Origin of the sequence: Actinoplanes sp. NPDC049599 (genome assembly GCF_044465625.1) — a bacterium.
GTDB lineage: Bacteria > Actinomycetota > Actinomycetes > Mycobacteriales > Micromonosporaceae > Actinoplanes.
Window position 1 is genome coordinate 144,664 of the sequence record NZ_JBITLX010000004.1, and the last position, 21,550, is coordinate 166,213.

The following is a 21,550-nucleotide window of genomic DNA, read 5'->3' on the forward strand; positions in this document are numbered from 1 at the left end:
GGACCCGGGCATCCGCTGAAGCCGAGCTGAGCCGTCAGACGAGGTTCGTGGAGATCAGTACGCCGCTCGCGGTGGGCACGAAGTCCGCCGCGGCAACGCCGTTCTGCGCCTTCGGGGCGAACGTGACCGCCGCGACCGGGGTGGTCGGCGCCGCCGTGATGGCCAGGTGGCAGAAGGCGGTCGTGTCCGAGATGACCGTGCAGGTCGGCGTCACGTCGCCGTCGGCGCCCTCGAAGTCGAAGTCGGCCGAGACGGTGCCGGTCATGCCCCTTACCGGTGATCTTGACGCCGCCGGTGGCGCCGGTGACCAGGTAGGCAGTGATCTTCTCCAGCGGGAAGGTCGTGGTCGTCAGCGTGGCGACGCCGGTGACCGGTACGGCGAGCGAGCCACCGCCGGTCGGGTTCACGTTCACCGTGCCGGAGTCAACATTCCTCCACGCTCAGTTGCCGAGTTGAGTCGAGCAGGCCTGCCGCACGAGCGCCGCGCGGTCTGACGCGTCTTCGGCGCGGGGTCGGCTACTGCGTCATGAGCGGCGCCCGGTTGCCGTGCGTGCTCCGGGCCACCGCCTGCTTTGTGTACCTGCGCATGCACAAGCCGGACTCCGATCAGCTCTATGCCGGCTCGTATCCCGCGGGCGATCTCGGCTGGTGGGCCGATCGTATTCGGGAGTGGAACGGTCAGGGCAGAGAGGTCTACGTCTATTTCAATAACGACGGCGGAGGCAACGCCGTGCGGGATGCCGGGACCCTGCTGCGCCTGCTCGGCTGACGGCCCGGCCGGTGGCTCAGGTCGCGGGACGGTGGCATGCTGGATGTCGGGAAAAGGGCCGGAGGTGTGCGGTGGGCAGATCATCCCAGCAGGAGCAGGCCGGTGACGGCCCGACCGCCGTACGCATTCTTGTCGGCGCCTATCTCCGCAGATTGCGTGAGGAACGCGGTTTGACCAGGGCCGAGGCCGCCGCGGTGAGCGGCTGCGCGGAACCGGCGATCCGCCGGATGGAGCTGGGCCGGGACGGTTTCGCGGAACGCGATGTCCTCGCCCTGCTGTCCTGTTACGACATCCACGACGATCAGGAACGGGCGGCATTGCTGGCCCGCGTCCGCGAAGCCAATGCGCCGGGCTGGGGGCATTCCTATAGCGACGTGACGCCGAACTGGTTCCAGCGTTATCTCGGCCTGGAGGCGACGGCCGCGCTGATCCGCACCTACGAGGTGCAGTTCGTCCCGGGTCTGCTGCAGACCGAGGAGTACGCCCGGGCCGTCATCCCGCTCGGGCCCGGCGCCGGCCGACGCGAGGAGATCGCCCGCCGGGTCCGGCTGCGGGTGGAACGGCAGCAGGTCCTCAGCCGGCCGCACCCGCCGAAGCTGTGGGCGGTGGTGGACGAGGCGGCGCTGCGCCGCCCGGTCGGCAGCCCGCGGGTCATGCGGGACCAGCTCGAGGCGCTGATCGCCATCGTGACCAAGGTGCCGCATGTCCGGCTGCAGGTGCTCCCGCTCGCCGCCGGTGGGCACGCCGCGGCCGGTGGCTCGTTCACCATCCTGCGGTTCCCCCAGCAGGACGTGCCCGACCTGGTGTACCTCGAGCAGCTCACCAGTGCGCTGTATCTGGACGGCCGCGCGGACGTCGACTTCTACTTCGACGCGGTGAACCGGCTTTTCGTCGAGGCCGCGCCCCTGGCGGACACCCCGCGCATCCTGGCCCGGATCATCGATGACCTCGACCATCCTGGCGCTGATCCACAATGGACAGTCATAGACGAAGGGCATGGCTCATGACCGACGGGACAGAGTTGTCCGAGGAAGAGGCGTCGAAGATCGACACCACGATTCCGCAGACGGCTCGGGTGTGGAACTACTGGCTCGGCGGCAAGGACAACTACGCCGTCGACCGGGACCTCGGCGACCAGATCGCGAAGGAGTACCCGATCATCGTCGACATCGCCCGCGCCGACCGGGCCGTGCTCAACCGGGCCGTGCGGTTCCTGGCCGGCGAGGCGGGCGTCCGGCAGTTCCTCGACATCGGCACCGGGCTGCCCACCACCAACAACACCCACGAGGTGGCCCAGGAGGTGGCCCCGGAATCCCGCATCGTCTACGTCGACTACGACCCGCTCGTGCTGGTGCACGCCCGCGCCCTGCTGACCAGCGGCCCCGATGGCGCCACCGACTACATCGACGCCGACCTGCGCGACACGGCGACGATCCTCCGGGAGGCGGGCCGCACGCTGGACTTCGGCAAGCCGGTCGCGCTGATGCTCTCCGGCATCCTCGCCCACCTGCCCACGGCCGAGGAGGCGCAGACCATCGTCCGGCGGATCATGGACGCCCTGGCCCCCGGCAGCTACCTGGTGGTGGTCGACGGCACCAACACCAACCCCGAGCTGAACGAGGTCATGAAGATCTGGAACGCGACGGCCAACCCGCCGTACGCGATGCGCAGCCCGGAGGAGATCGCCGGCTACTTCGCCGGCCTGGAGCTGGTCGAGCCGGGCCTGGTCGACGTCACCCGCTGGCGCCTCGACCCGGGCGGGACGCCGCCGCTGCACAACCTGGTCGGGGTGGCCCGCAAACCGTAATGCGCCACGGCTACCGGTAGACGGTCTCCAGCCCTCGGCGCGCGCTGATCAGCCCGGCCAGGAAGGCCCGGGTCTCGGCGTCCACGGCGTAGAGGACGGTGCCGCGCATCCCCCGGGTCATCAGCACCTTGTAGGTGTTGCGGATCAGCCGGTCGGCTTCGGCGTCGCTGACGGTCTTGCGGCTGCGGAAAGTGGGGTCCTTGAACTCGTCGCGGTTGGTGACCAGCCGGCCGCCCCTCGCGACGAGGTCGGGTCCGATGATGACGCCGGACCATTCGTACTCGAAGCCCTGCGCGGTGTAGACACAGCCGACCTGGCCGAAGCCCTGTGGATCCGTGGCCCAGAAGGGACTGCCGGGCGCGTCGCCGACGCTACGGTCGCTCTTGACGTTCCACGGCCGCGACCAGCCGCCGACCCGGACGTCGCTGACCAGCGTGCCGTCGGGCCGGGGATCGCTCCACGGCCAGCAATAGCCGGCGGCCATGCGAGCGGTCTCGCCGGCCGCTTGCTTCGCCGCGAGGAAGGACTCCATCTCCTCCGGCGTTTCGGCCAGCCGCAGGTCGAAGCGGCCGTCTCCCTCCCATCCGGCGGGCGGCTGGGAGGTGAGACCCAGCAGGCTGAGGACCCACCGTTCGTAGGCTTCGCTGCCACCGCAGCGGAACTGGTCATGCAGCGACACGACGTCGACCTCGAGGTTCAGCTTCTTGGCGTACGTCGTGATGATGTCAACGTTGCCCAGCTCCCCGGGCTTCACCACCTGGTGCTCGTCGAGCAGGAACACCGGCACCCGGGCCGCGGCGAGCAGCTCCTCCAGCTGCGAGCGGGCACCCTGGCGCTGGGCCGAGCGGGTGAAGCGGTTGACCGACGTCTCCCGGATGCGGTGGGCTTCGTCGCAGATCAGCACGTCGATGCCGTTGCGGTCGGCGGTCATGAAGCTGTTGAAGTACAGGAACATATTCTTCAGCCGGGGCGATCCTTTGCCCGCGTAGCGGCGCAGCGTCTGGGTGAAGGACTTCGAGCCGGTGGCGTGCAGCGCCGGCCGGCCCTGCCGGGCGAGCTCGCCGAGCAGGCTCAGCGCGATGACGCTCTTGCCGCTGCCCGGGCCGCCGGATACCACCACGACGCTCTTGTGGTCCGCGGCGCGGGCTCGTTCCACCGCGTGCAGGACCAGTTCGTAGGCCACCCGCTGCTCGTCCAGCAGGGTGAAGTGCGAGCGTTCCTTCAGTTCGCGGGCGGCGTAGGTGAGCAGGTGCCGGCTCGGCCGCACGGTGCTCTTCAGGAACCGGTCCGCGGCGGCGGCGCCCGGCTCGCCGGCATCCAGCGCGGCGCGCAGGTAGTCGAGGAAGTCGCCGCGGCGTTGCTTGGTGAAGATGCGGCTCCGGTCGGTGGCCGGGCGCTCGAAGAGTTCGGCGATGTCCCGGTCGGCCGCGTTGTGCAGGTATGCAGCCCCCCGCACGGTGTTGCCCTGCCCGGCGAGCAGGCCGAGGAAGTCGATCAGGTACTGGCAGTAGTCGCCGACCTGGATGCCGGGATGCAACCGCGGTCCGGGGGCGTGCTCGACATCCACCAGGGTGTCCGAGTCCTCGTAGCGGGTGGCGTAGGACCACTGCTTGAGTTCGACGACGACGAAGGAGTCCTCGCCGGTCCTCGGGTGAACACCGGCCAGGACGGCGTCGATTCGCCGGCTGGTCAGCGGCAGCTGGTACTCGACCAGCACCTCGACGGCGTCCAGGCCCGCGTCGGCGAGGTCCTGCGCGAGGACGGAGAGGCTTCGGCCCCACGCATTGCGCTCGGCGGGGCTCACGCCGTGCCCGCTCATCCAGACCTGCTCGGCGATCCGGTCGGCGAGGGTGCCTTCCGTGGCGAGGCGGAGCAGACCGGCCGCGGACACGCGGAATGCCGACATGGACTGTTACTCCCGGGCAGCACGAATTGATCGTGCGGATGGGAGGCATATCCAGGTACCGGAAGCCTGTCGGACCGCATACGGACAGCACAGACTGTAGCGACACCGTTATCGCGTCGCTATGCGCCGGGTGGGTGATCGGCGGGGAGCTTCTTGACCGAGCCGTGGGCGGCTTCCACGGTGTAGCGGCGGCCGGAGTCCTCCAGCTTGTCCAGTGCCGCTTGCACCAGGTCGATGCCCAGCACGTCGGCCAGCCGGGTCAGGTAGATGGTCACGTCGCCGATCTCGGCGCGGACGCGTGGTCCGAGTTCCTCGTCCGTCATGACCGCCGCCGATTGTTCCGGGGTGAGCCATTGGAGTTCGGCCAGGAGTTCGCCGACCTCGCCGGCCAGCGCCATCGCCAGGTTCTTCGGGGTGTGGAACCGGTCCCAGTCGCGTTCCCGCGCGAAGGCCCGGACGCGGTCGGTGAGCTCGGCGATGGAGGACAACGGCTTCCTACCTGGCAACGTCGGGGCGGGGCGGGTCACCACCATGTTAGGGCCGCGACGGCGCACCCGCCGCGGCCCTCGCGGGTGACTAGCTCGGCATGGCCGCGTACGACTCGGTGTTGACCTCTTCGGTCACCTTCTCCAGCGTGTTGATGCTGACGTGCGGCCACTTGATCCGGCCCGGCCCGCCGTCCAGCCGCGGGAAGAAGTCCAGCTGGACCACCTGCACGTACTGCAGGCGCAGCTTGGGCCGGCCCTGCTCGTCGGTCTCGGCCAGCTCCTGGATGAAGAACGTCGCCTTCATCTCCGAGGCGTTCGCCTGCCGCACGACGAACGGGATGTTGTTGATGCCGCCGGACTCGACGGTCGTGTCGAACTCCAGGACCGTGGTGCGGACGATGTCGACGCCCTGGTTGGCGACCGTCAGCAGCGCGGTCGGGTCGGTGGGGTCGAACAGGTTCCTGAACAGGTTGTCGTGGAAGTGCTTGTACGGCAGCAGATACCGGTTGGCCTCGATGTCCTGGTTGACGCCGATCGGCAGGGCGTTGACCACCGGCACCGCCGGCATCCCCGTCTCGAGGCGGGCGTTGCCCAGGGCCAGCGCCGCGTCGCCGTGCGGGATGGTCGCCAGGCGGGCGATGTCGGGGCCGGCGCCCACCTCGTTCGTCATGTTCAGCAGCAGGCCCGGTTCGTGGTGGATGGCCAGGTCGGGCGCGCCGGCCAGGCCGCTCAGCGGGAAGTCCTCCGCGGCGATCTGGGCGATCGACTGCTCGTAGTCGAGCGTGACGATGACCTGGTCGGTGTTCGCGGGCGTGGCCAGGTCGAGGCCGCGGTTGGGCACCGCCTTGTCGACCAGCTGGAACTTGAGCTCCTCGTTGAACTGGTTGAGCAGCAGACGGTACGGCGGCGGGAAGGTGCTGCCGGCGGGCTGGACGAACGGCAACGCGATCATGTTCCAGCCGCGGCCGGGCAGGTTGGGCTTGTTCGCCCAGGTGCCGGGCAGCAGCTGGAAGGGGCCGAGGTCCGGGTCGCCGGTGCGGGCCGGTTCGAGGTGTCGCCCCTCGCTCCGCAGCCGTGCGACGTTTGCTGTTTCGGTCATGGCGGCGCCTTTCCGGTGTTGATGTCAGACAGACAGACGCACCGGTACGCGCTCCTGATACCGCCCGGCCGCGATCAGGGCAGGCACTTCATGCCGGTGATGCCGTTGGACAGTTCCTCCCCCGACGCGCTCAGCACGCTGACCGAGTTGATGTCGCCGGTGTAGGCGACCTCGCCGGCGGTGTCGCACAACTTCCGGGCGGTGGCGACGTCCTCGTCGGCCAGCTTGGTGGCGACCACGATGCTCGTGCACTGGCCCTCGATGATCACCGACTCGACGGCGGAGTCGTTCAGGTGCTTCTTGACCTTGGCCGGGGCGTCGCCGCAGCCGTCCGCGGCTTCCTCGGTCGGCTTGGCCGCCGGGATGGCCGTGGCGCCGTCGGGCTTGGCTTCCTCGGCGCACCCGGACAGGACGGCGCCGGTGCTGAGGATCAGGGCCACCAGGAGGGTGGCGCTCTTGCGAGTGGTCACGGCGTACGGGTCCCGTCTGCAGGTTGAATAGAGTGAAGCTCTATTCAATTGCACTACGCCGCGCCGACGGGTGTCAACCTGCGCCGGTCGGGCGGTCGATTTGATCGGCAGATGCCAATTTCGGTCTGAGGGTTTCGTCGATGCCGATCGTCACGCAGAATGACTCCGGGGACACTATGAGTGAAAAATTGTTGCCGGAGCAGGTGCAGACCGAGATCGACAGTTCGGTCCGTGAGACTCGCCTGAAAGCCGTGGGCGAACTGGAGCGGCTCGCGAACGGTGCCGATCTCGCGATGGCAGCTGCGTCGCGGTTCACGCTGATGCGGCTGACCGAAGAGGACAGCCGCAGTGTCGCGGCGGCAGCAGCCGCGGCACTCGAACGCACCACCGTGCGGCTCAACCCGGACCAGGTGCACTTCGGCCGGGTCGCCCCGGGCACGCCCCGGCTGGTGGCGGAGGTGCTGGTCGAGGGGCCACCGCTGGCCGCCGCGGCCGCCGTCACCGTCGCCGGGCCCGGGCTGCGGGCCGTGCTGGCCGGTCGGCACCTGCGGATCGCCTGGCTGCCCTCCTCGGACTGGCTCGACGGCACCGTCACGGTGCGCGGCCCGGCCGGCTGGGCCGACGTCCGGGTGACCGGGCAGGTGGTGGCCGCCGCGCCGGAGTCCCGGGCCGAGCTCGAGGAGGAGTTCCCCGAGCTCGACGATCCGCACGCGACCCGGGTGACCGTGCTCGCCCCCGCACCGGCCGCCCGCAAGCAGGGCCGCGTCCCGGTGCTGCTGGCCGCGCTGACCGCCGGGGTGCTGCTCGGCGGCGCGGGTGTCGCCGTGGCCCTGACCAGGGGCGGCGAGGAAAGCCCGCCGCCGACCGCCGCGCTGGCGCTGGAGTCCTCGACGGCGCCCGAGGCCGTCGCCCCGACCACTGCCGCGCCCGCGCCCGCGCCGGGCGGGGTGGTACGCGTACCACTGGCCCAGAGCGTCGCCAGCCTCGCCAAGCCGACCGTGGTGGGCACGATCCGGGTGGGCACCGAGCCGGAAGGCATCGCCGTCTCGCCGGACAGCCGTACGGTCTTTGTCGCCAACCAGAATTCCCGTGTGCTGTCGGTGGTGGACGCGGCCAGCCGGCGGGTCACCTCGGTCAAGCTGCGCAACACGCCCCGGTTCGTCGCCCTGTCCCGCGACGGGGCGCTCGCCTTCGTCTCGATGTACGAGGACGACAAGTCCGGCAGCGGCGTGGCCGTGGTCGACACCGCCACCCGCAAGGTCGCCCGGTACCTGGCCACCGGGGTGCAGCCGTACACGTTGGCGGTCGGGCCGGACGGGCGGCTCTGGGTGCCGATCCACAGTGAGCGCCGGGTCGAGATCTACAGCGCCGACGGGCGGCGGGCCGGCGGCAAGGTGCTGGTGCCGCCCAACCCGCACTCGGTCGCCTTCTCCGCGCCGCTCAAGCGGGCGTACACGCCGAACCACGAGTCGAATGTGGTCTCGGTGCTCGACACCAGGACCAACCGGCTGGTGAAGTCGGTGCCGGTGAGCAAGGCGCCGCACAGCATCGCCGTCTCGCCGGACGGCAGGACCGTGCTGGTCGCCGGGTACGAGGCCAACACCGCCGATCTCATCGACGCCCGCACGCTGAAGCGGGCCGGCCCGTTCAAGGTCGGTAAACAGCCGCAGGACGTGGCGTTCGCCGGCGACGGTGCGCACGCGTACGTGGTGAACGAGGGCGGCAACACAGTGACCGTGCTGGACGGGCGCACCGGCAGAGTGACCGCCACGGTCCGGGTCGGCCGCAGCCCGCGCACGATCGCGGTCTCCCCCGACGGCAGCCTCGCGTACGTCTCCAACGGCGACGACAACACGCTCTCCGTGCTGCGGATCAGCGCGGGACAGCGATGACAACCGCCGGGTGGACCGCGCTGGCGATCGCCGTGTTCTGCTCGTTCTGCTACGCCGGCGGATCGATCCTGCAGGCCGTCGGCGCCCGGCGCAGCGCCTCCACGGTGCGTGCCCTGGGCCACCCGCTGTACCTGATCGGCGTCGCCCTGGACCTGGTGGCCTTCGCCGGCTCGATGGTCGCGCTCCAGGAGCTCGCGGTCTACCTGGTCGAGGCGGTGCTGGCCGGTTCGCTGGCGGTGACCGTGGTGCTGGCCCGGATCTTCCTGAAGGCCCGGCTCCGGACCCGGGACGTGGTGGCCGTGCTGGTCTCCGTCGCCGCGCTGACCGTGCTGGCCAGTTCGGCCGGGCCGCAGGAGACCGTCGCGGCGACCACCGGCCTGCGGCTGCTGCTCTGTTCCGCCGCGGTCTGCCTTGCTGTGATCGGCTGGGGCGCGACCAGGACCGGGTCGCCCGGCGCCGTCGCGGCGGTGGCCGGGCTCCTGCTCGGCGGGGCGGCGCTGGCCGGGCGCGCGCTGCCCATGCCCGCAGGGTCGGGGGTGGGCGGGACCGCGCTGGCCATCGCGATGGAGCCGCTGGTCTGGGCGCTGCTCGTGTTCGCCGTCGGCGGGATGCTGCTCTACACCCACGCGCTGCAGAACGGCCAGGTCGGGCCGGTGACCGCGGTGCTCTGGATCGCCGAGGTGATCGCGCCCTCCGCCGTCGCGCTGGCGATCCTCGGCGACGCGGTGCGGCCCGGCTGGGAGCTGCCGGCCATGATCGCGGGCCTGGTCGTGGTCGGCGCGGCCGTGCTGCTGGCCGGCGCGTCCGGACCCGAGGTGACCGCCGACGGCCCGGAGGCCCTGACCGCCGCACCCCAGCGGCTGGCGATCGCCGCCTCGGCGCAGCCGGCCCGCGAGACGCACGCCGAGCGGATCATCTGGTGGGGCGCACCGCCGATCTGGAAGCCGCCGCAGCGGGCCCGGGCCGCCCTGGCCGCGCCGGCGGTGGGCGAGTTGGAGTGGACCCCGCCGCCGCGGGTGCAGCCGATCTGGCACCAGCCGCCGACCCCGGACGCCGACGCGGACGAGGTCCCGGTCCCGGTCCCGGTCCCGGCCCCGGTACGCCGGAGCGCGCCGGCCGAGATCGCCGGGCCGGTGCCCGCGTGGGTGCAGCAGGCGCCGGCCGGGCCGTGGCACGACACGGAGGCCCGGGTCACGCGGCGATCGTGACCACCCGCGCCCACTCCGGCGGCCTCCTCGGCTGGTACGCGGAGTCCTCGCGGTACGACTGCCGGTTCCGGGGGAACAGGCCCACCACCGTCCGGCAGGCCGGCTGCGCGGTGGGCCAGGGGGTCTGCCCGTCGGTCAGGATCACCACGACGTCGGGTCGCGGGGTGGTCCGCAGCGCCGTCGCAAAGCCCGTACGCATGTCCGTGCCGCCGCCGCCGAGCAGCGGGATGCCCTCGGCCCGGCACAGCGGGTGCACGATCCGGGCCGCCGCGTCGCAGGGCAGCACGGTGACCAGGTCGCGCCGGCCGCCCACGGCCCGGCCGATCGCGGCGATCTCCAGCAGTGCGCTGCCCAGCTCGGCGTCGCTGACCGAGCCGGAGGTGTCGACGACCACCGAGACCTGCGGCGGCCGGCGGCGCAGGCTGGGCAGGATGACGCCGGGCAGGCTCGCGGACCGGCGCGCCGGGCGGCCGTACGTGTAGTCCTCGCCCGTACCGGAGGCGGTGGCCGCGGCCCGGATGGCCGCACCCAGCAGGTCCCGCCACGGCTGCGGCGGATGGAACGCCTCCTCCGCCCAGCGCCGCCAGCCCCGCGCGACGTCGCCCGGCTGCCCGGTGATGCCCTGCGCCACCCGGAACCGGACGGCGTCCTGCTCCTGCGGGCTGAGCCCGGGCGGGCCCTCGGCGCCCAGGTCCCACTCCCGCTCCAGCCCGTCGGCGCCGCTGCCGCAGTCCAGCCAGACCATCCCCTGCGTGTACGGCCCCAGCCGGAACTGCCCGAGGTAGTCCTCCATCAGCTGACCCGGGGACAGCCGCAGCATCGCCGGCTGCAGCGCGCCCGCGGGGGTGGCCAGGCCGTCGCCGTACACGTCGTCGTTGATCTCCAGGTCCGCGGCGATGTTCATCCGCAGCCGCTCCCCCGGGCCGGTGAGGTCGTGCGCGGTCGCGTACCGGTCGCCCCGGCCGTGGTGGTCGCGCAGCAGGTGGGAGACCTCGTGGACCCACACGCCGGCCAGCTCCTCCACCGGCGTGCGGTCGACGAACGCCGGCGAGACGTAGCACCGCCAGTGCCGGTCGACGGCCATCGTGGGCACCCGCGGCGACTCCACCGGGTGCAGCGCGAACAGCGCGGTCGCCAGGTACGGCCGGGCCCGGACGGCGTGGAGCCGGGCGGCGAACAGCTTGTCCCGGTCGAGCGTCATCGGCGGCGCCCCGCCGCGGTCGCCACCCGGGCGCCGGCCCGGTCCGCCCGCCGGGACAGCGACACCGCGCCGGCCAGCCGGTCGACGGCGGCCGGCACCTCCCAGTCCGGCCGGCGCAGCGCGGCCAGGGTGCTCGCGGGCACGACCACCAGGTCCGGCGCCCCGGTCTCGAGCGCGCGGACCAGCAGCGCCCAGGCCGCGTCCCAGCGCTCCCGCTCCGGCCGCTTGCGGACCGCCTCGACCACGCCGTCCAGCACGATCTGGCGCAGGTCGCCCCGGTCGGGCAGGGTGGCCGCGGCCGGGTCGGCCAGCAGCGTCTCGGGGTCGGGCAGGTCCATCCGGTCCAGGAACGCCAGCAGTTCCAGGCCCGGGCCGTCCCCCACCGTCCCGCGCACCAGCATGGACAGCACCTCCCGCGAGGTGCCCGCGGCGGTGCCGAAGGCGATCAGCGACAGCGCCATCTCCCAGCTCCGCGGCGACGGCCACGGCCCGCCGCGACGGACCTCGTTGGTCGGCAGCTGATGCACCAGCGCGGAGCGCACGGTGAGGAACCCGCAGACCGCCCGGCGGGCGAACGTGACCGCCTCGGGCAGCAGGGCCGGGTCGAGCTCGGGCAGCGCGGCGCGCGGCCACGTCCCGCCGAGGCCGCGGACGACAACGTCGTGGTCGTGCAGCCACTGGAGGTGCACGAACCGGTTGGCCAGCGGCGCGCTCAGCTCCCAGCCGTCGGCCGCCGAGGACCGCGGGTTGGCGGCCGCGACGATCCGGATTCCGGGCGGCAGCTTCAGCGCGCCGACCCGGCGCTCCAGCACCAGGCGGAGCAGGGCGGCCTGCACGGCCGGCGGCGCGGTGGAGAGCTCGTCGAGGAACAGCAGGCCGCGGCCCTGGTGCACCAGGCGCACGGCCCAGTCCGGCGGGGCCATCGGGACACCCTGGACGGCCGGGTCGGCGCCGACCACGGGCAGGCCGGAGAAGTCGGACGGCTCGTGCACGCTGGCGATGACCGTGGTCAAGGGCAGCTCCAGGGCGGCGGCGAGCTGCTGCAACGCCGCGGTCTTGCCGATGCCCGGCTCACCCCACAGCAGTACGGGCAGATCGGCGGCCACCGCCAGGGTCAGCGCCTCCAGCTGGATGTCGGGGCGCGGCTCGGTGGTGGTGTCGCGCAGCAGCGTGAGCAGGTCGGCGGCGACGTCGAGGCGGAGCGTACGGGCGGCAGCAGACATAGTTGATCACCTTGAGGGGTGCGCAGGGATGAGGCAGGTCAGCGGGTGGTGGCATGCCGCGGGCGGCCGCGGTGGGCACGGCGACGGTCCTGGTCGTCGCGCAGCGGTCCGCGCCCGGCGAGCCCGGCCCGGTACAGCCCGTGGGTGACCCGGCGCAGGACCGCGGTCTCCAGCTCCTCGCGGACACCGCCGCTGCGCAGGAGCGCGTCCGGGCCGAGCAGGGCTTCGACGACGGCGAGCGCCCCGGCGGCGTCACCGTGATCCAGCCGGGCCCGCACGTCGGCGAGCTCCGCCGGACCGCGGTGAGCCTCGTCGATCGCCTGGAGGCAGGCCATGGGTGTGCCGGTCAGCGCGACCAGCAGCTCCTCGCGGCGCAGCTCGTCCGGGCCGTGGTCCAGCGGGACCAGCACCCCGTTCACCAGGCCGATCCGGTGCACGGCGCCACGGCACTCGACCAGGCGGGGATCGGCGGCGGGCGGCGGCGGGTGCGTGCCGCCGGTGGGGTGATCCGGGGCCAGCGCCGCGGCGACCAGCGGATGCAGCCGGTCCGGGGTGATCAGCCCGGCGCGCAGCAGGGCCAGGTCGGGCAGCACCCAGGTGGCGGCGTCGGGCAGCACCGGCAGCGCGGCGGCCCAGCCCCGCACCGGTTCCGCCGTGATCCGGACCGTCGCGCCGGCCGGTCGCAGGGTCAGCCGGCGGCGCCCGCCGAGCCGTACGGTGACCGCACCCGCGTCCTGGCCCTCCGCGCGGAGCAGGAGCGCCGCCTCGGCCGGCCAGCGCTCCACGGCGCAGCCGCGCGGCAGGCCCGCGGGCACCTCGCCGGCGCCGTCCCCTCCGGACCGTTCCCGCAGCTCACCGGCGCGGCGGGCGTCCCACAGGTGGCGGTGCAGGTCGAGCCGGAAGCGTCGGTCCGGACGGGCGCCGCTCGGCGCGTACCGGTCCCACAGCGCGAGACTGAAGCGCTGACCGGCGTCGGCCCAGGCGGGTGGCGTGCGGACGACCAGGTGCAGGGCGCCGCCGGCGTACCGGGCCAGGGAGATGGTCAGGCCGGGGCGCAGCAGGCCGTCCGGTGCGATCCGCGGCAGGTGCCAGCGCAGCAGGTCGGGGGCGAGGTGCCGGAGATCGGCCCGGATCCGGGCCGCGAGCTCGGTGCCATGGGTACGGGCCAGCACCCGCAGATTCAGTTCGATGTCGACCCGAGCCGCGGCACACGCGGCCGACCAGTCACCGTCGGCCCGGCGGGCGGTCGCAGACTCGATCATCGAGGGCGGCACTGCGTACTCGCGCACGCGCAGCCAGCAGCAGAGACGGGATTCGCCGTCCGCGTTCCGTGGGCGCATCAGCGCTCACCTTCTGCGGACAGGACCCCCATTCGACCAGAGAAAGTAGTCATCGCGGGGCAACGTACCACTGATGAAACCCGACGAAAAGAGACTTCAAGCCGGTAGCGGCCCGGCCATAGGCTGACGGGAAAGGGCCGGACGGGGGCTGATGGTGACTTTCGAGCACACCGAGGCGGAGCCGTACCGGGAGTATCCACCGGCGGCCCGGCCGGTGCTCGGCGTCCGCTACTGCACGGTGTGCGGCATCAGCGACAAGCTGAGCGCCCGCTACGAGCACAACTTCCTGCTCTGGTCCGACGAGCCGTTCACCGCCGCCGTGGTGGCCCGGGAGATGTCCCGCCTGGGCTTCGAGGTGGTCGACGCGTTCCGCACCCCGGACGCCCGGCAGCCGTGGGCGGCCCACGTCGCCAGTGGACCGGAGCGGACCGCGGAGACCTACGTCGGGCGCTTCCACGGCGACTGCACCGCGGTGCACTGGATCGGGCTGTGGTCGCGGCACCGGGACCGGGTGATCCACGACCAGCCGGAGCACGGCTGGCGCGCGCTGCCCGCGTCCCAGGTGCTCTACGACCAGCACGACCAGTACGAGGTGCCCAGCGACGCGGTGGTCGTGCTGACCGAGCAGCAGGCCGTCGGGTTGGCCATTCTGGCCGGGCGCCGGTTGCCGACGGCGAGCGAGCTGACCGAGGCGCTGCGGGCCGAGGAGGAGTACCGCTGGGCCGGCCAGCAGCTGTGGAAACGCTTCTACGACCACCGCGCGGCGCAGTTCGCCGCCGACGTGGCCCGGGTGCGGGCCGAGGCCGCCCGGCTGGCCGACGTGCCGCCCGAGCGCCGGCCGGTCTCCTACCGCGAGGACGCGGAGCAGGCGGTGGCCGGGATACCCCCGCTTCCGGTCCGGGTCGGCGAGCCGTTCCCGCTGGTGCGCTTCCTGATCGGCAGCTTCCACGACCGCTGGCGGGACAGCTACGGCTCGTACACCACCCTGTGCAACCGGCTCGACGTGGTGACCGGCGGCGGCGTGACCATCGAGCTGACCCTGGAGGTGATGGTCCGCGGTGGGCTGCTGGTGCATCCGGGGGCCGTCACGCCGTACTGCCCGGCGGAGGCCGACTATCTCGACGACCCGGAGCTGGCGCTGGCGCAGGCCGGGCAGCGCTGGCCGGACCCGCTGTGGTGCGCGGTGTTCCCGGTCTCGCCGGCCCGGTTCGAGGTCTGGGGCCGGCCGGCCGGCACCTCGACGGCGCTGCGCCGGCTCAGCATCGCGCTGACCTTCCCGGGCGGCAAGGAGTTCGTGGCGGTGCCGGCCTGGAGCGACACCTTCCACCTGTGGGACTACTTCGCCACCGCCGGCGCGCTGCCGGCCGACGGCGAGGGCCACGAGATCTTCGTCCCGGACGACATCAACCTGACCAAGCAGGTGCAGGCCCGGATCGTCGAATGGTCCGGCGGCGAGGTCGTCGACGGCCCCGGCTAGGACCGGAGGCGCCGGCGGACGGCCTCGACGAAGTGGCCGACGGCTTCCGGCACGACGGCGCTGAAGTAGGCGGGCTCGAAGAGCTCAACCTCGATGATCTGCGGCACCGCACCCTGCCGCGACGCGATGTCGACCCGGGCGTAGAGCGGCTGCCCGGCGTCGGCGGCGAAACCCCGGCGCGCGGCGATCCGGGCGAGCGCGGCGATCGCCCGGCGGCCCAGCTCGATCTCCGCGGCGGCGGGCTCGGCCCGGGTGATCTCCTCGGTGTACTCGCCGCCGATGTAGCCGCCGCCGGGCAGCAGGATCGGTCCTTTGTGGCACGCGTACGCGTACTCGCCGTTGAGGAAGAACAGCGCGTTCTCGCCGTGCGTGATGACCTCCTCGACGGCCGGCTGGACCATCGGGGTCTTGCCCGCGGCGAGGATGCGGCCCGCCAGCTCGCGGGCTCGCGGGTCGTCCGGCTGGAACAGGCCGGTGTCCCGCGAGCCGGCCGAGACCGTGGGCTTGACGATGACCCGGCCCGGCGCCAGCCGCCCGATCGCGGCCTCGGCCTCGGCGGTCGTGCCGCAGAACGTGTACGGCACGACCGGGATGCCCTGGGCGTGGAGGTCGGCCAGGTAGCGCTTGTCGATGTTCCAGCGGATCAGGTCCGGCGCGTTCAGGATCCGGGTGCGGCCGGCCGCCCGGTCGAGCCAGCCGGTGAACTCGGCGTACCGCTCCGGATAGTCCCAGGGTGACCGGATCACCAGCAGGTCGAACGCCGCCCAGTCGACCGCCGGGTCGTGCCACACCGGCGCGCTCGCCCGCAGGCCGGCAGCGGTGAGCCCGGCGAGCAGCGGCGCGGTGTCCGTGTCGTGGTCGGCCAGTAACGGCGTGTCGGTGGTGAGCAGGCCGATGTGCAAGGTGATCTCCGGGTCCGGGGTCAGGCTCGCATCACAGTAGCGATCGGGATGCCCGCGGCACGCAGGGCCGGGATGAACCCGCCGAGCACGCCCGCCACCAGGCCCGCGATGATGCCGGCCAGGCCGGCCTCCCAGGGGAACTGCAGGTCGCGCAGGAACGGCTCGGAGTCGCCGAGCAGCGCGGAGACGGCCTTCAGCCCGACCGCGCTCAGCCCGATCGCCGCGGCGGCCGTGAACAGGCCGGTCAGCAGCGTCTCGGCCAGCACGATCCCGGCCAGCAGCAGCCGCGGCGTGCCGACCGCCCGGCGCAGCGCGAACTCCTCGACCCGTTCGCCCACGGTGGCCAGCCCGACGTTGAGGATGCCGGCCACGCCGATCAGCAGCACCAGCCCCGCCATCGCGAGGAAGACCAGGCGGAGCAGCTTGAGCTCGCCCTCCAGCTGCTCGCGAGCGTTGACCGTCTCGGCGTAGGAGTCCAGGCCGGCGCCCTTGAGCTTGGTGGCCAGCACCTGCTGGACCGGGCTGCCCGGGGCGACCAGCACCTGCATGTCGCCGTTCATGGCGGGCCCGGCCAGGCCGGCGCCGGACAGCCAGGTGGTCAGCTCGTCGAGCCGGACGTAGGCGCGCGGCTGGGAGTCACCGTCGTCGACCACGCCGACGAACTGCGGGGTGATGTTCGTGCTCCCGCCGCCGATGCGCATCTCGGCGGGCACCTTGTACTGCGCGAAGCCCTTGGCCGCTTCGAGGTTGACGATCAGCCGCGGCGCCATCGCCGGCACCGTGGTGAAGTCGAGCCACTGCCCGGTCTGCGGGCGCAACGGCCGGAACGGGCGCACGTCGGCGGTCATCGCGGTCAGCCGCACCTCGATGGCCTGGCCCTTGGGCAGCACGTCGGCCGGCTCGCACGGCCCGTTGCCGTAGCAGACCATGCCGCCGCCCCAGTCCTCGCCGAACGGCGCGGCGCCGGGGTTGACCGGGGCGACGTTGGGTTCGCCGATGGTCGCGGAGACGTTGAGCATGGCCACCGCGTCGGAGCGGCCCGCCACCGTGTCGGTGACGATGGCCGTGCCCTTGGGCTCCATCCCCATGCTGATGATCGTGGTGCCGTCGACGGCCGAGGTGAGCTCGATGTCGGAGAGCAGCGCGCGGTCCGCGATGCTGGCGCCGGCCTGCACGACCACCACGGCGAGCACGCCGAGGAAGAGGCTGACCATCGACAGCAGCGTGCGCAGCTTGCGGGCCCGGATGCCCTGCAACCCGATGATGAGCGCGGAGCGGAACCGGCCGGAGAGCCGCCTCATGCGCTCACCCGCTGGGTGAGCACGCCGTCGACCAGGTCCAGGGTGCGGCCCATCCGGGCGGCGTGGTCCCGGTCGTGGGTGACCAGCACCAGGCCGCAGCCGCGGCCGGTGGCGGCCAGCAGGGAATCGATGACCGCGGTGCCGGTGTCGGTGTCCAGCGCGCCGGTCGGCTCGTCGGCCAGCAGCACCTTCGGCTCGCGGACCAGGGCCCGGGCGATCGCCACCCGCTGCTGCTCGCCGCCGGACATCTTGGCCGGGCGGCTCTTCGCCAGGTGCGCGATGCCGACCTGGTCGAGGGCCTGCAGGACGCGGGCGCGGCGTTCCCGCCGGGGCAGCCAGCCCTGGCCGTTGACCAGCGCCATCGACACGTTCTGCGCGGCGGTCAGGTGCTTGAGCAGGAAGAAGCGCTGGAACACGAAGCCGAAGTCGGAGCTGCGCAGCTTGGCGGCCTTGCGCTCGGGCAGCCGGCTGATGTCCTGGCCGGCCAGCAGGTAGCTGCCCTCGTCGGCCCGGTCGAACAGGCCCAGCACGCTGAGCAGGGTGCTCTTGCCGGAGCCGGAACGCCCGACGATCGCCACGCTCTCGCCGGCCTGCACGGTCAGGTCGACGCCGGCCAGGATGGTCCGCGGTTCCTGCTGGCCCTTGAGGATCTTGGTGATGCCGGTCAGCTCGATCAGCGCGGTCATCCCACGGCCCCGGACGGCTGGTCCTCGGGCTGGCCCTCGGGCGCGGCCGGCAGGTTGGGGCCGGGGATCGCCACGGTCTCGTCGCCCTTGAGCCCCTTCTTGATCTGCACGACCTTGCCGTCGGTGAGGCCGAGGGTCACGTCGACGGTCTTGCGGACCCGGTCCGCGCCGACCACGTCGACCTTGCCCGTGCCCTGGGTGCCGGCGACCGCCTCGATCGGCAGCACCAGCACGTCCTTGGCCTCGGCGGTGACCATCTCGAGGGTGACCGCGGCGCCGTTGATCAGCTTGGTGCCCTTGGCCGCGGTGCAGACCAGCCGCAGGCCGGTCGGCTCCGATCCCTCGCCGCCGCCGGCCGCGGGCGGGTCCAGCTGCTCGGCCGGGTTCTTCGCCTCGCCGGTGGCGTCCGGGTCCGGGGTGGCCGGCGGCGGCTCGGGGATGGTCCCGGCCGGCAGGGCCGCGATCGTGCCCAGCGGCTTGCAGGCGAACGGCCCCGGGCCGTTCTTGATCTGGCCGGTGACCGACTTGGCCGAGCCGGAGATCCGGTACGCCAGCGCGCTGTCGATGTCCGCGACGACCGCGTACCCGGCGCGCTTGGCCGAGATGACGGGCATCCCGGCGGTGACCGTGGTGCGGTCGTCCAGCAGCCGGCCGGCCAGGATCGAGTTCCGGGGCATCAGCACCTTGTGCGGCGTGCCGTGGTCCCAGACCGTCGCCACCCAGGTCGCCTGGGTGCTGGCCGTGGTCGACGGCTGCCGCTGCACGTAGCGCAGCTCGCCGTCGGCGGGCGCCACGATGCCGTAGACCGGGTTGATCGCCACCTTGCCGTTCAGGCTGATCTTGTTGGTGAGGTCCTGCCGGGACGGCTGCACCGTGGTCAGCACCGTCCCGCGGGCTTCCAGGCTGGGCGTCTCCGCCTTGTCCGCGGAGCCGCTGCAGCCGGCCAGGGCCGCCACGACGGACATCCCCACGAGTGCCCGCGGCAGCAGTGTGCGTCCGTCCACCGGTTCCCCTTTGTCTTTTCGGCCGATATCTCCGCCCTTATCCGAGCGGCGCTCGCAGACGGTACCTGGGCCTGGCAAGCCCCCGGAATCACGGTGATCTTCGATGCAAGAACTTGCAGCAAGTTAACGAAAACTCTTGCTTACGACGTCGCTCTGTCATCGAGGGGTAACTATTTGTCCGGAAGATGCTTCCCGTCGCACACGACGGGAGGACGGGACATGCGCAGGACATGCACTGCCCTGGTGGGTCTGCTGGTGCTGCTGGCGGGGCTGGTCGGCGTCCCGCAGGCGGCCTGGGCCGGCGCCGGGAAGCTCGAGCCGGCGCTGCGGGCGCAACTCGCCGACGGGGGCACCGGCGTGTTCTGGGTGATGCTGCGCGACGACCCTGGCGCCCGGCCGGCCCGGGGCACGGCGGTCTTCGGGGACCGGACCGGGCAGGCCGACCGGCGCCAGGCCGGGCTGCGCCGCTACCTGCGGGACCGGCGGGTGGGCTTCACTCCGTACTGGATCGTCGACACGATCCGGGTGACCGGCGACGCCCGGCTGGCCGCCGCCGTCGCCGCCCGGCCCGAGGTGAGCGCCGTGCTCGCCGACCGGGTGCTGGCGCTGCCGCGGCCCGCGCCGGGAGCGGGCGTCGCGCCGATCGGCGACGTCGAGTGGAACATCGACCGGATCGGCGCGCCGCGCGTCTGGTCCGGCCTCGACGACACGGGCGCCGGCATCGTGGTGGCCACCATCGACACCGGGGTGCAGTACGACCACCCCGCGCTGGCCGCGAGCTACCGGGGGCGCGGCGCGGACGGCAGCGTCACGCACGACTACAACTGGTTCGACCCGACCGGCCTGTGCCCGGCCGGCACGCCCTGCGACACCAACGGCCACGGCACCCACACCATGGGCACGATGGCCGGCGGCGGAAACCCGGCCGTCGGCGTCGCGCCGGGCGCCCGGTGGATCGCCGCGAAGGGCTGCGAGTCGTCCGGCTGCTCGGCGGCGGCGCTGCTCGCCGCGGGGCAGTGGATCCTCGCACCGACCGACCGCGACGGCCGGAACCCGCGCCCCGACCTGGCGCCGGACGTCGTCAACAACTCGTGGGGCGGCCCCGGCGCCGACCCGTGGTACCAGCAGGTCGTGGCCGCCTGGGTGGCCGCCGGCATCTTCCCGGCCTTCTCGGCCGGCAACACCGGGCCGGGCTGCGCGACCGTCGGCACCCCGGGCGGCTACGCCTTCTCGTACGCGTCCGGCGCCCTGGACCGCGACAACCTGGCCGCCGCCTTCTCCAGCCGCGGCGGGGGCGGGGACGCCGAGGTCAAGCCGGACCTGGCGGCCCCCGGCGTGGACGTGCGCTCCAGCGTCCCCGGCGGATACGCCTCCTACAGCGGCACCTCGATGGCCTCGCCGCACACCGCGGGCACGGTGGCGCTGCTCTGGTCCAAGGTCCCGGGCCTGCGCCACGACGTCGCGGCGACCCGGCAGGTCCTGGACGCGACGGCCGTGGACACCGCCGACCCGTCGTGCGGCGGCGCCCCGGAGGACAACAACGTGTACGGCGAGGGGCGGCTGGACGCGTACGCGGCGGTCACCCGGGCGCTGAACCCGCCGCCGACGGCGAGCCTGCGCGGCGTGGTGACCGGGCCGGCCGGGGCGGTGGCCGGCGTGCGGGTCGCCCTGGGCAGCATCTCGACCCGGACCGACGCCGCCGGGCAGTACCGGCTGACCGCGCCGCTGGGGACGTACGTGCTGCGGGTGACGCCGCCCTCCGGCTGCCTCGCCCCGGCCGAGCGCCGGCTGGACCTGGCCGGCGACGCCGAGGCCGACGTCGTGCTCCCGGCCCGGACCGACGTGGTGGGGCATACCTGCGCCCCGGCGACCTCGGACTACCGGCCCGGCACCACACGCGTCGAGCTGACCGGCGACGACGTGGCCACCGAACTCGCGCTGCCGTTCGGCTTCGACCACTACGGCGTGGGCCACGACCGGGCGTGGGTCAGCAGCAACGGCCTGCTCAGCTTCGCCGGCCCGGACACCGCCTTCACCAACCGGCCGGTCCCCGACGAGCCGGCGCCGAACGCGGCCCTGTACGCGTTCTGGGACGACCTGGTCATCGACGAGCAGGCGGGCGTCTACACGAGCGCCACGGCCGACGCGTTCGTCGTCGAGTGGCGCAACGTGACCTTCTTCGCCGACCGCGGCCAGCGGGTGTCCGTGACGGCCGAACTGCGCGTCGACGGCTCCGTCACGTACCGGTATCGGGGTCTGACCGGACCGCTGGCCGACGGGCGCAGCGCGACCATCGGGATCGAGAACGCCGACGGCCGTGACGGGCTCACCGCCGCCACCGACACCGCGGGCGCGGTCGGCGAGGGCACCGGGGTGACGTTCCGGCCGCCGGCCGGCGGGATCGTGCGGGCGGTCTTCCACGTCACCGCGCCGACCACCTGGGGGCAGCAGGTGCTGGTCGTCGGCGACGCGCCGGCGCTCGGCGGCTGGGACCCGGCACGCGGGCTGGCGCTGGACGCCGCGGGTTATCCGGTGTGGTCGGGCACGACCGGCCTGCCGCCGAACACCGCGGTCGCCTACAAGTACGTACTGCGCAATTCGGACGGTTCGGTGACCTGGGAAGGTGGCGCGAACCGGACCACCGTCACCCCGCCCACCGGGCGCTACGAAACCCACGACACCTTCGGCGAGCACTGAGCCGCGGCCGATCGACACAACTGGATCACCCTGCGGAAACCCGGCGATCACGCGGCGTCTGCGGCGGATTGCGTAGTTGG

19 protein-coding genes are annotated in these 21,550 nt (G+C 73.0%); 7 read left to right on the top strand and 12 right to left on the bottom strand.

The annotated features are described in order from the left end of the window. Positions 1–34: 34 nt before the first annotated feature. Complete coding sequence (locus tag ACIBQZ_RS09665; protein ID WP_396088093.1) at positions 35–265, bottom strand: hypothetical protein; 231 nt, start codon at positions 263–265, stop codon at positions 35–37. A 225-nt stretch (positions 266–490) separates the two neighbouring features. Between ACIBQZ_RS09665 and ACIBQZ_RS09670 the strand changes: the two genes are divergently transcribed. The 3 genes from ACIBQZ_RS09670 to ACIBQZ_RS09680 all read left to right on the top strand — a co-directional run bounded on the left by ACIBQZ_RS09670 (position 491) and on the right by ACIBQZ_RS09680 (position 2,576). Continuing rightward, complete coding sequence (locus tag ACIBQZ_RS09670; RefSeq protein WP_396088390.1) at positions 491–769, top strand: DUF72 domain-containing protein; 279 nt, start codon at positions 491–493, stop codon at positions 767–769. 71 nt (positions 770–840) lie between these two features. Continuing rightward, entirely contained in the window at positions 841–1,776 is a 936-nt protein-coding gene (locus tag ACIBQZ_RS09675; RefSeq protein ID WP_396088094.1) for a helix-turn-helix domain-containing protein, read from the top strand. Further along, the gene (locus ACIBQZ_RS09680; RefSeq protein ID WP_396088095.1) at positions 1,773–2,576 is read left to right on the top strand and encodes an SAM-dependent methyltransferase; all 804 of its coding nucleotides are present in this window, start codon (positions 1,773–1,775) and stop codon (positions 2,574–2,576) included. The genes ACIBQZ_RS09675 and ACIBQZ_RS09680 overlap by 4 nt, the downstream gene beginning before the upstream one ends. Positions 2,577–2,586: 10 nt before the next feature. On the opposite strand, the gene ACIBQZ_RS09685 is transcribed toward ACIBQZ_RS09680, so the two are convergent. The 4 genes from ACIBQZ_RS09685 to ACIBQZ_RS09700 all read right to left on the bottom strand — a co-directional run bounded on the left by ACIBQZ_RS09685 (position 2,587) and on the right by ACIBQZ_RS09700 (position 6,539). Beyond that, the gene (locus ACIBQZ_RS09685; RefSeq protein ID WP_396088096.1) at positions 2,587–4,482 is read right to left on the bottom strand and encodes a DNA/RNA helicase domain-containing protein; all 1,896 of its coding nucleotides are present in this window, start codon (positions 4,480–4,482) and stop codon (positions 2,587–2,589) included. Between the two features lie 119 nt (positions 4,483–4,601). After that, positions 4,602–4,961, bottom strand: coding sequence for a nucleotide pyrophosphohydrolase (locus ACIBQZ_RS09690; protein ID WP_396088391.1), 360 nt, complete (start codon positions 4,959–4,961; stop codon positions 4,602–4,604). 97 nt (positions 4,962–5,058) lie between these two features. Beyond that, positions 5,059–6,069, bottom strand: coding sequence for a heme-binding protein (locus ACIBQZ_RS09695; protein WP_396088097.1), 1,011 nt, complete (start codon positions 6,067–6,069; stop codon positions 5,059–5,061). Positions 6,070–6,143: 74 nt separating this feature from the next. Continuing rightward, positions 6,144–6,539, bottom strand: a complete 396-nt coding sequence (locus ACIBQZ_RS09700) for a hypothetical protein (RefSeq protein ID WP_396088098.1) — start codon at positions 6,537–6,539, stop codon at positions 6,144–6,146. Between the two features lie 293 nt (positions 6,540–6,832). Here ACIBQZ_RS09700 and ACIBQZ_RS09705 point away from each other — a divergent pair, with 293 nt between their 5' ends. Then, complete coding sequence (locus tag ACIBQZ_RS09705) at positions 6,833–8,431, top strand: YncE family protein (protein WP_396088099.1); 1,599 nt, start codon at positions 6,833–6,835, stop codon at positions 8,429–8,431. Beyond that, positions 8,428–9,639, top strand: coding sequence for a hypothetical protein (locus ACIBQZ_RS09710; RefSeq protein ID WP_396088100.1), 1,212 nt, complete (start codon positions 8,428–8,430; stop codon positions 9,637–9,639). Before ACIBQZ_RS09705 ends, ACIBQZ_RS09710 begins: the two co-directional genes overlap by 4 nt. Here the strand turns inward: ACIBQZ_RS09710 and ACIBQZ_RS09715 are convergent. From ACIBQZ_RS09715 to ACIBQZ_RS09725, 3 genes are read right to left on the bottom strand one after another with little or no spacing between them, the layout of a single operon-like run. Next, positions 9,623–10,840 (bottom strand): VWA-like domain-containing protein, encoded by a 1,218-nt coding sequence (locus ACIBQZ_RS09715; protein ID WP_396088102.1) that lies wholly within the window; start codon positions 10,838–10,840, stop codon positions 9,623–9,625. The two genes, ACIBQZ_RS09710 and ACIBQZ_RS09715, sit on opposite strands and share 17 nt — an antisense overlap. Next, a complete protein-coding gene (locus ACIBQZ_RS09720; RefSeq protein WP_396088104.1) occupies positions 10,837–12,063 on the bottom strand; it encodes an AAA family ATPase in 1,227 nt (408 codons plus the stop codon). Before ACIBQZ_RS09720 ends, ACIBQZ_RS09715 begins: the two co-directional genes overlap by 4 nt. A 38-nt stretch (positions 12,064–12,101) precedes the next feature. Continuing rightward, positions 12,102–13,403, bottom strand: coding sequence for a hypothetical protein (locus ACIBQZ_RS09725; RefSeq protein ID WP_396088105.1), 1,302 nt, complete (start codon positions 13,401–13,403; stop codon positions 12,102–12,104). Between the two features lie 151 nt (positions 13,404–13,554). Between ACIBQZ_RS09725 and ACIBQZ_RS09730 the strand changes: the two genes are divergently transcribed. After that, a complete protein-coding gene (locus ACIBQZ_RS09730) occupies positions 13,555–14,880 on the top strand; it encodes a hypothetical protein (protein WP_396088106.1) in 1,326 nt (441 codons plus the stop codon). Here the strand turns inward: ACIBQZ_RS09730 and ACIBQZ_RS09735 are convergent. Genes ACIBQZ_RS09735 through ACIBQZ_RS09750 form a run of 4 tightly spaced genes read right to left on the bottom strand, consistent with a single transcriptional unit; the run spans position 14,877 to position 18,773 of the window. Then, a complete protein-coding gene (locus ACIBQZ_RS09735; protein WP_396088107.1) occupies positions 14,877–15,782 on the bottom strand; it encodes a RimK family alpha-L-glutamate ligase in 906 nt (301 codons plus the stop codon). The two genes, ACIBQZ_RS09730 and ACIBQZ_RS09735, sit on opposite strands and share 4 nt — an antisense overlap. Before the next feature lie 20 nt (positions 15,783–15,802). Continuing rightward, on the bottom strand, positions 15,803–17,083 hold the full coding sequence (locus ACIBQZ_RS09740) for an FtsX-like permease family protein (protein ID WP_396088108.1): 1,281 nt from the start codon (positions 17,081–17,083) through the stop codon (positions 15,803–15,805). Further along, entirely contained in the window at positions 17,080–17,769 is a 690-nt protein-coding gene (locus tag ACIBQZ_RS09745; RefSeq protein ID WP_396088109.1) for an ABC transporter ATP-binding protein, read from the bottom strand. Before ACIBQZ_RS09745 ends, ACIBQZ_RS09740 begins: the two co-directional genes overlap by 4 nt. After that, positions 17,766–18,773 carry an efflux RND transporter periplasmic adaptor subunit gene (locus ACIBQZ_RS09750; RefSeq protein ID WP_396088110.1) on the bottom strand — a complete coding sequence of 336 codons (1,008 nt, stop codon included), beginning with the start codon at positions 18,771–18,773 and terminating at the stop codon, positions 17,766–17,768. The genes ACIBQZ_RS09745 and ACIBQZ_RS09750 overlap by 4 nt, the downstream gene beginning before the upstream one ends. 219 nt (positions 18,774–18,992) lie before the next feature. On the opposite strand from ACIBQZ_RS09750, the gene ACIBQZ_RS09755 reads away from it, so the two are divergent. Next, positions 18,993–21,470, top strand: a complete 2,478-nt coding sequence (locus ACIBQZ_RS09755) for a S8 family serine peptidase (protein WP_396088111.1) — start codon at positions 18,993–18,995, stop codon at positions 21,468–21,470. Positions 21,471–21,550 lie beyond the last annotated feature (80 nt).

Bases quoted from the DNA above. Each gene is read 5' to 3' on its own strand.
- ACIBQZ_RS09745 (WP_396088109.1), bottom strand. From the start codon at position 17,769: ATGACCGCGCTGATCGAGCTGACCGGCATCACCAAGATCCTCAAGGGC.
- ACIBQZ_RS09725 (WP_396088105.1), bottom strand. From the start codon at position 13,403: ATGCGCCCACGGAACGCGGACGGCGAATCCCGTCTCTGCTGCTGGCTG.
- ACIBQZ_RS09755 (WP_396088111.1), top strand. From the start codon at position 18,993: ATGCGCAGGACATGCACTGCCCTGGTGGGTCTGCTGGTGCTGCTGGCG.
- ACIBQZ_RS09720 (WP_396088104.1), bottom strand. From the start codon at position 12,063: ATGTCTGCTGCCGCCCGTACGCTCCGCCTCGACGTCGCCGCCGACCTG.
- ACIBQZ_RS09715 (WP_396088102.1), bottom strand. From the start codon at position 10,840: ATGACGCTCGACCGGGACAAGCTGTTCGCCGCCCGGCTCCACGCCGTC.
- ACIBQZ_RS09730 (WP_396088106.1), top strand. From the start codon at position 13,555: ATGGTGACTTTCGAGCACACCGAGGCGGAGCCGTACCGGGAGTATCCA.
- ACIBQZ_RS09740 (WP_396088108.1), bottom strand. From the start codon at position 17,083: ATGAGGCGGCTCTCCGGCCGGTTCCGCTCCGCGCTCATCATCGGGTTG.
- ACIBQZ_RS09695 (WP_396088097.1), bottom strand. From the start codon at position 6,069: ATGACCGAAACAGCAAACGTCGCACGGCTGCGGAGCGAGGGGCGACAC.
- ACIBQZ_RS09685 (WP_396088096.1), bottom strand. From the start codon at position 4,482: ATGTCGGCATTCCGCGTGTCCGCGGCCGGTCTGCTCCGCCTCGCCACG.
- ACIBQZ_RS09705 (WP_396088099.1), top strand. From the start codon at position 6,833: ATGGCAGCTGCGTCGCGGTTCACGCTGATGCGGCTGACCGAAGAGGAC.
- ACIBQZ_RS09680 (WP_396088095.1), top strand. From the start codon at position 1,773: ATGACCGACGGGACAGAGTTGTCCGAGGAAGAGGCGTCGAAGATCGAC.
- ACIBQZ_RS09710 (WP_396088100.1), top strand. From the start codon at position 8,428: ATGACAACCGCCGGGTGGACCGCGCTGGCGATCGCCGTGTTCTGCTCG.
- ACIBQZ_RS09665 (WP_396088093.1), bottom strand. From the start codon at position 265: ATGACCGGCACCGTCTCGGCCGACTTCGACTTCGAGGGCGCCGACGGC.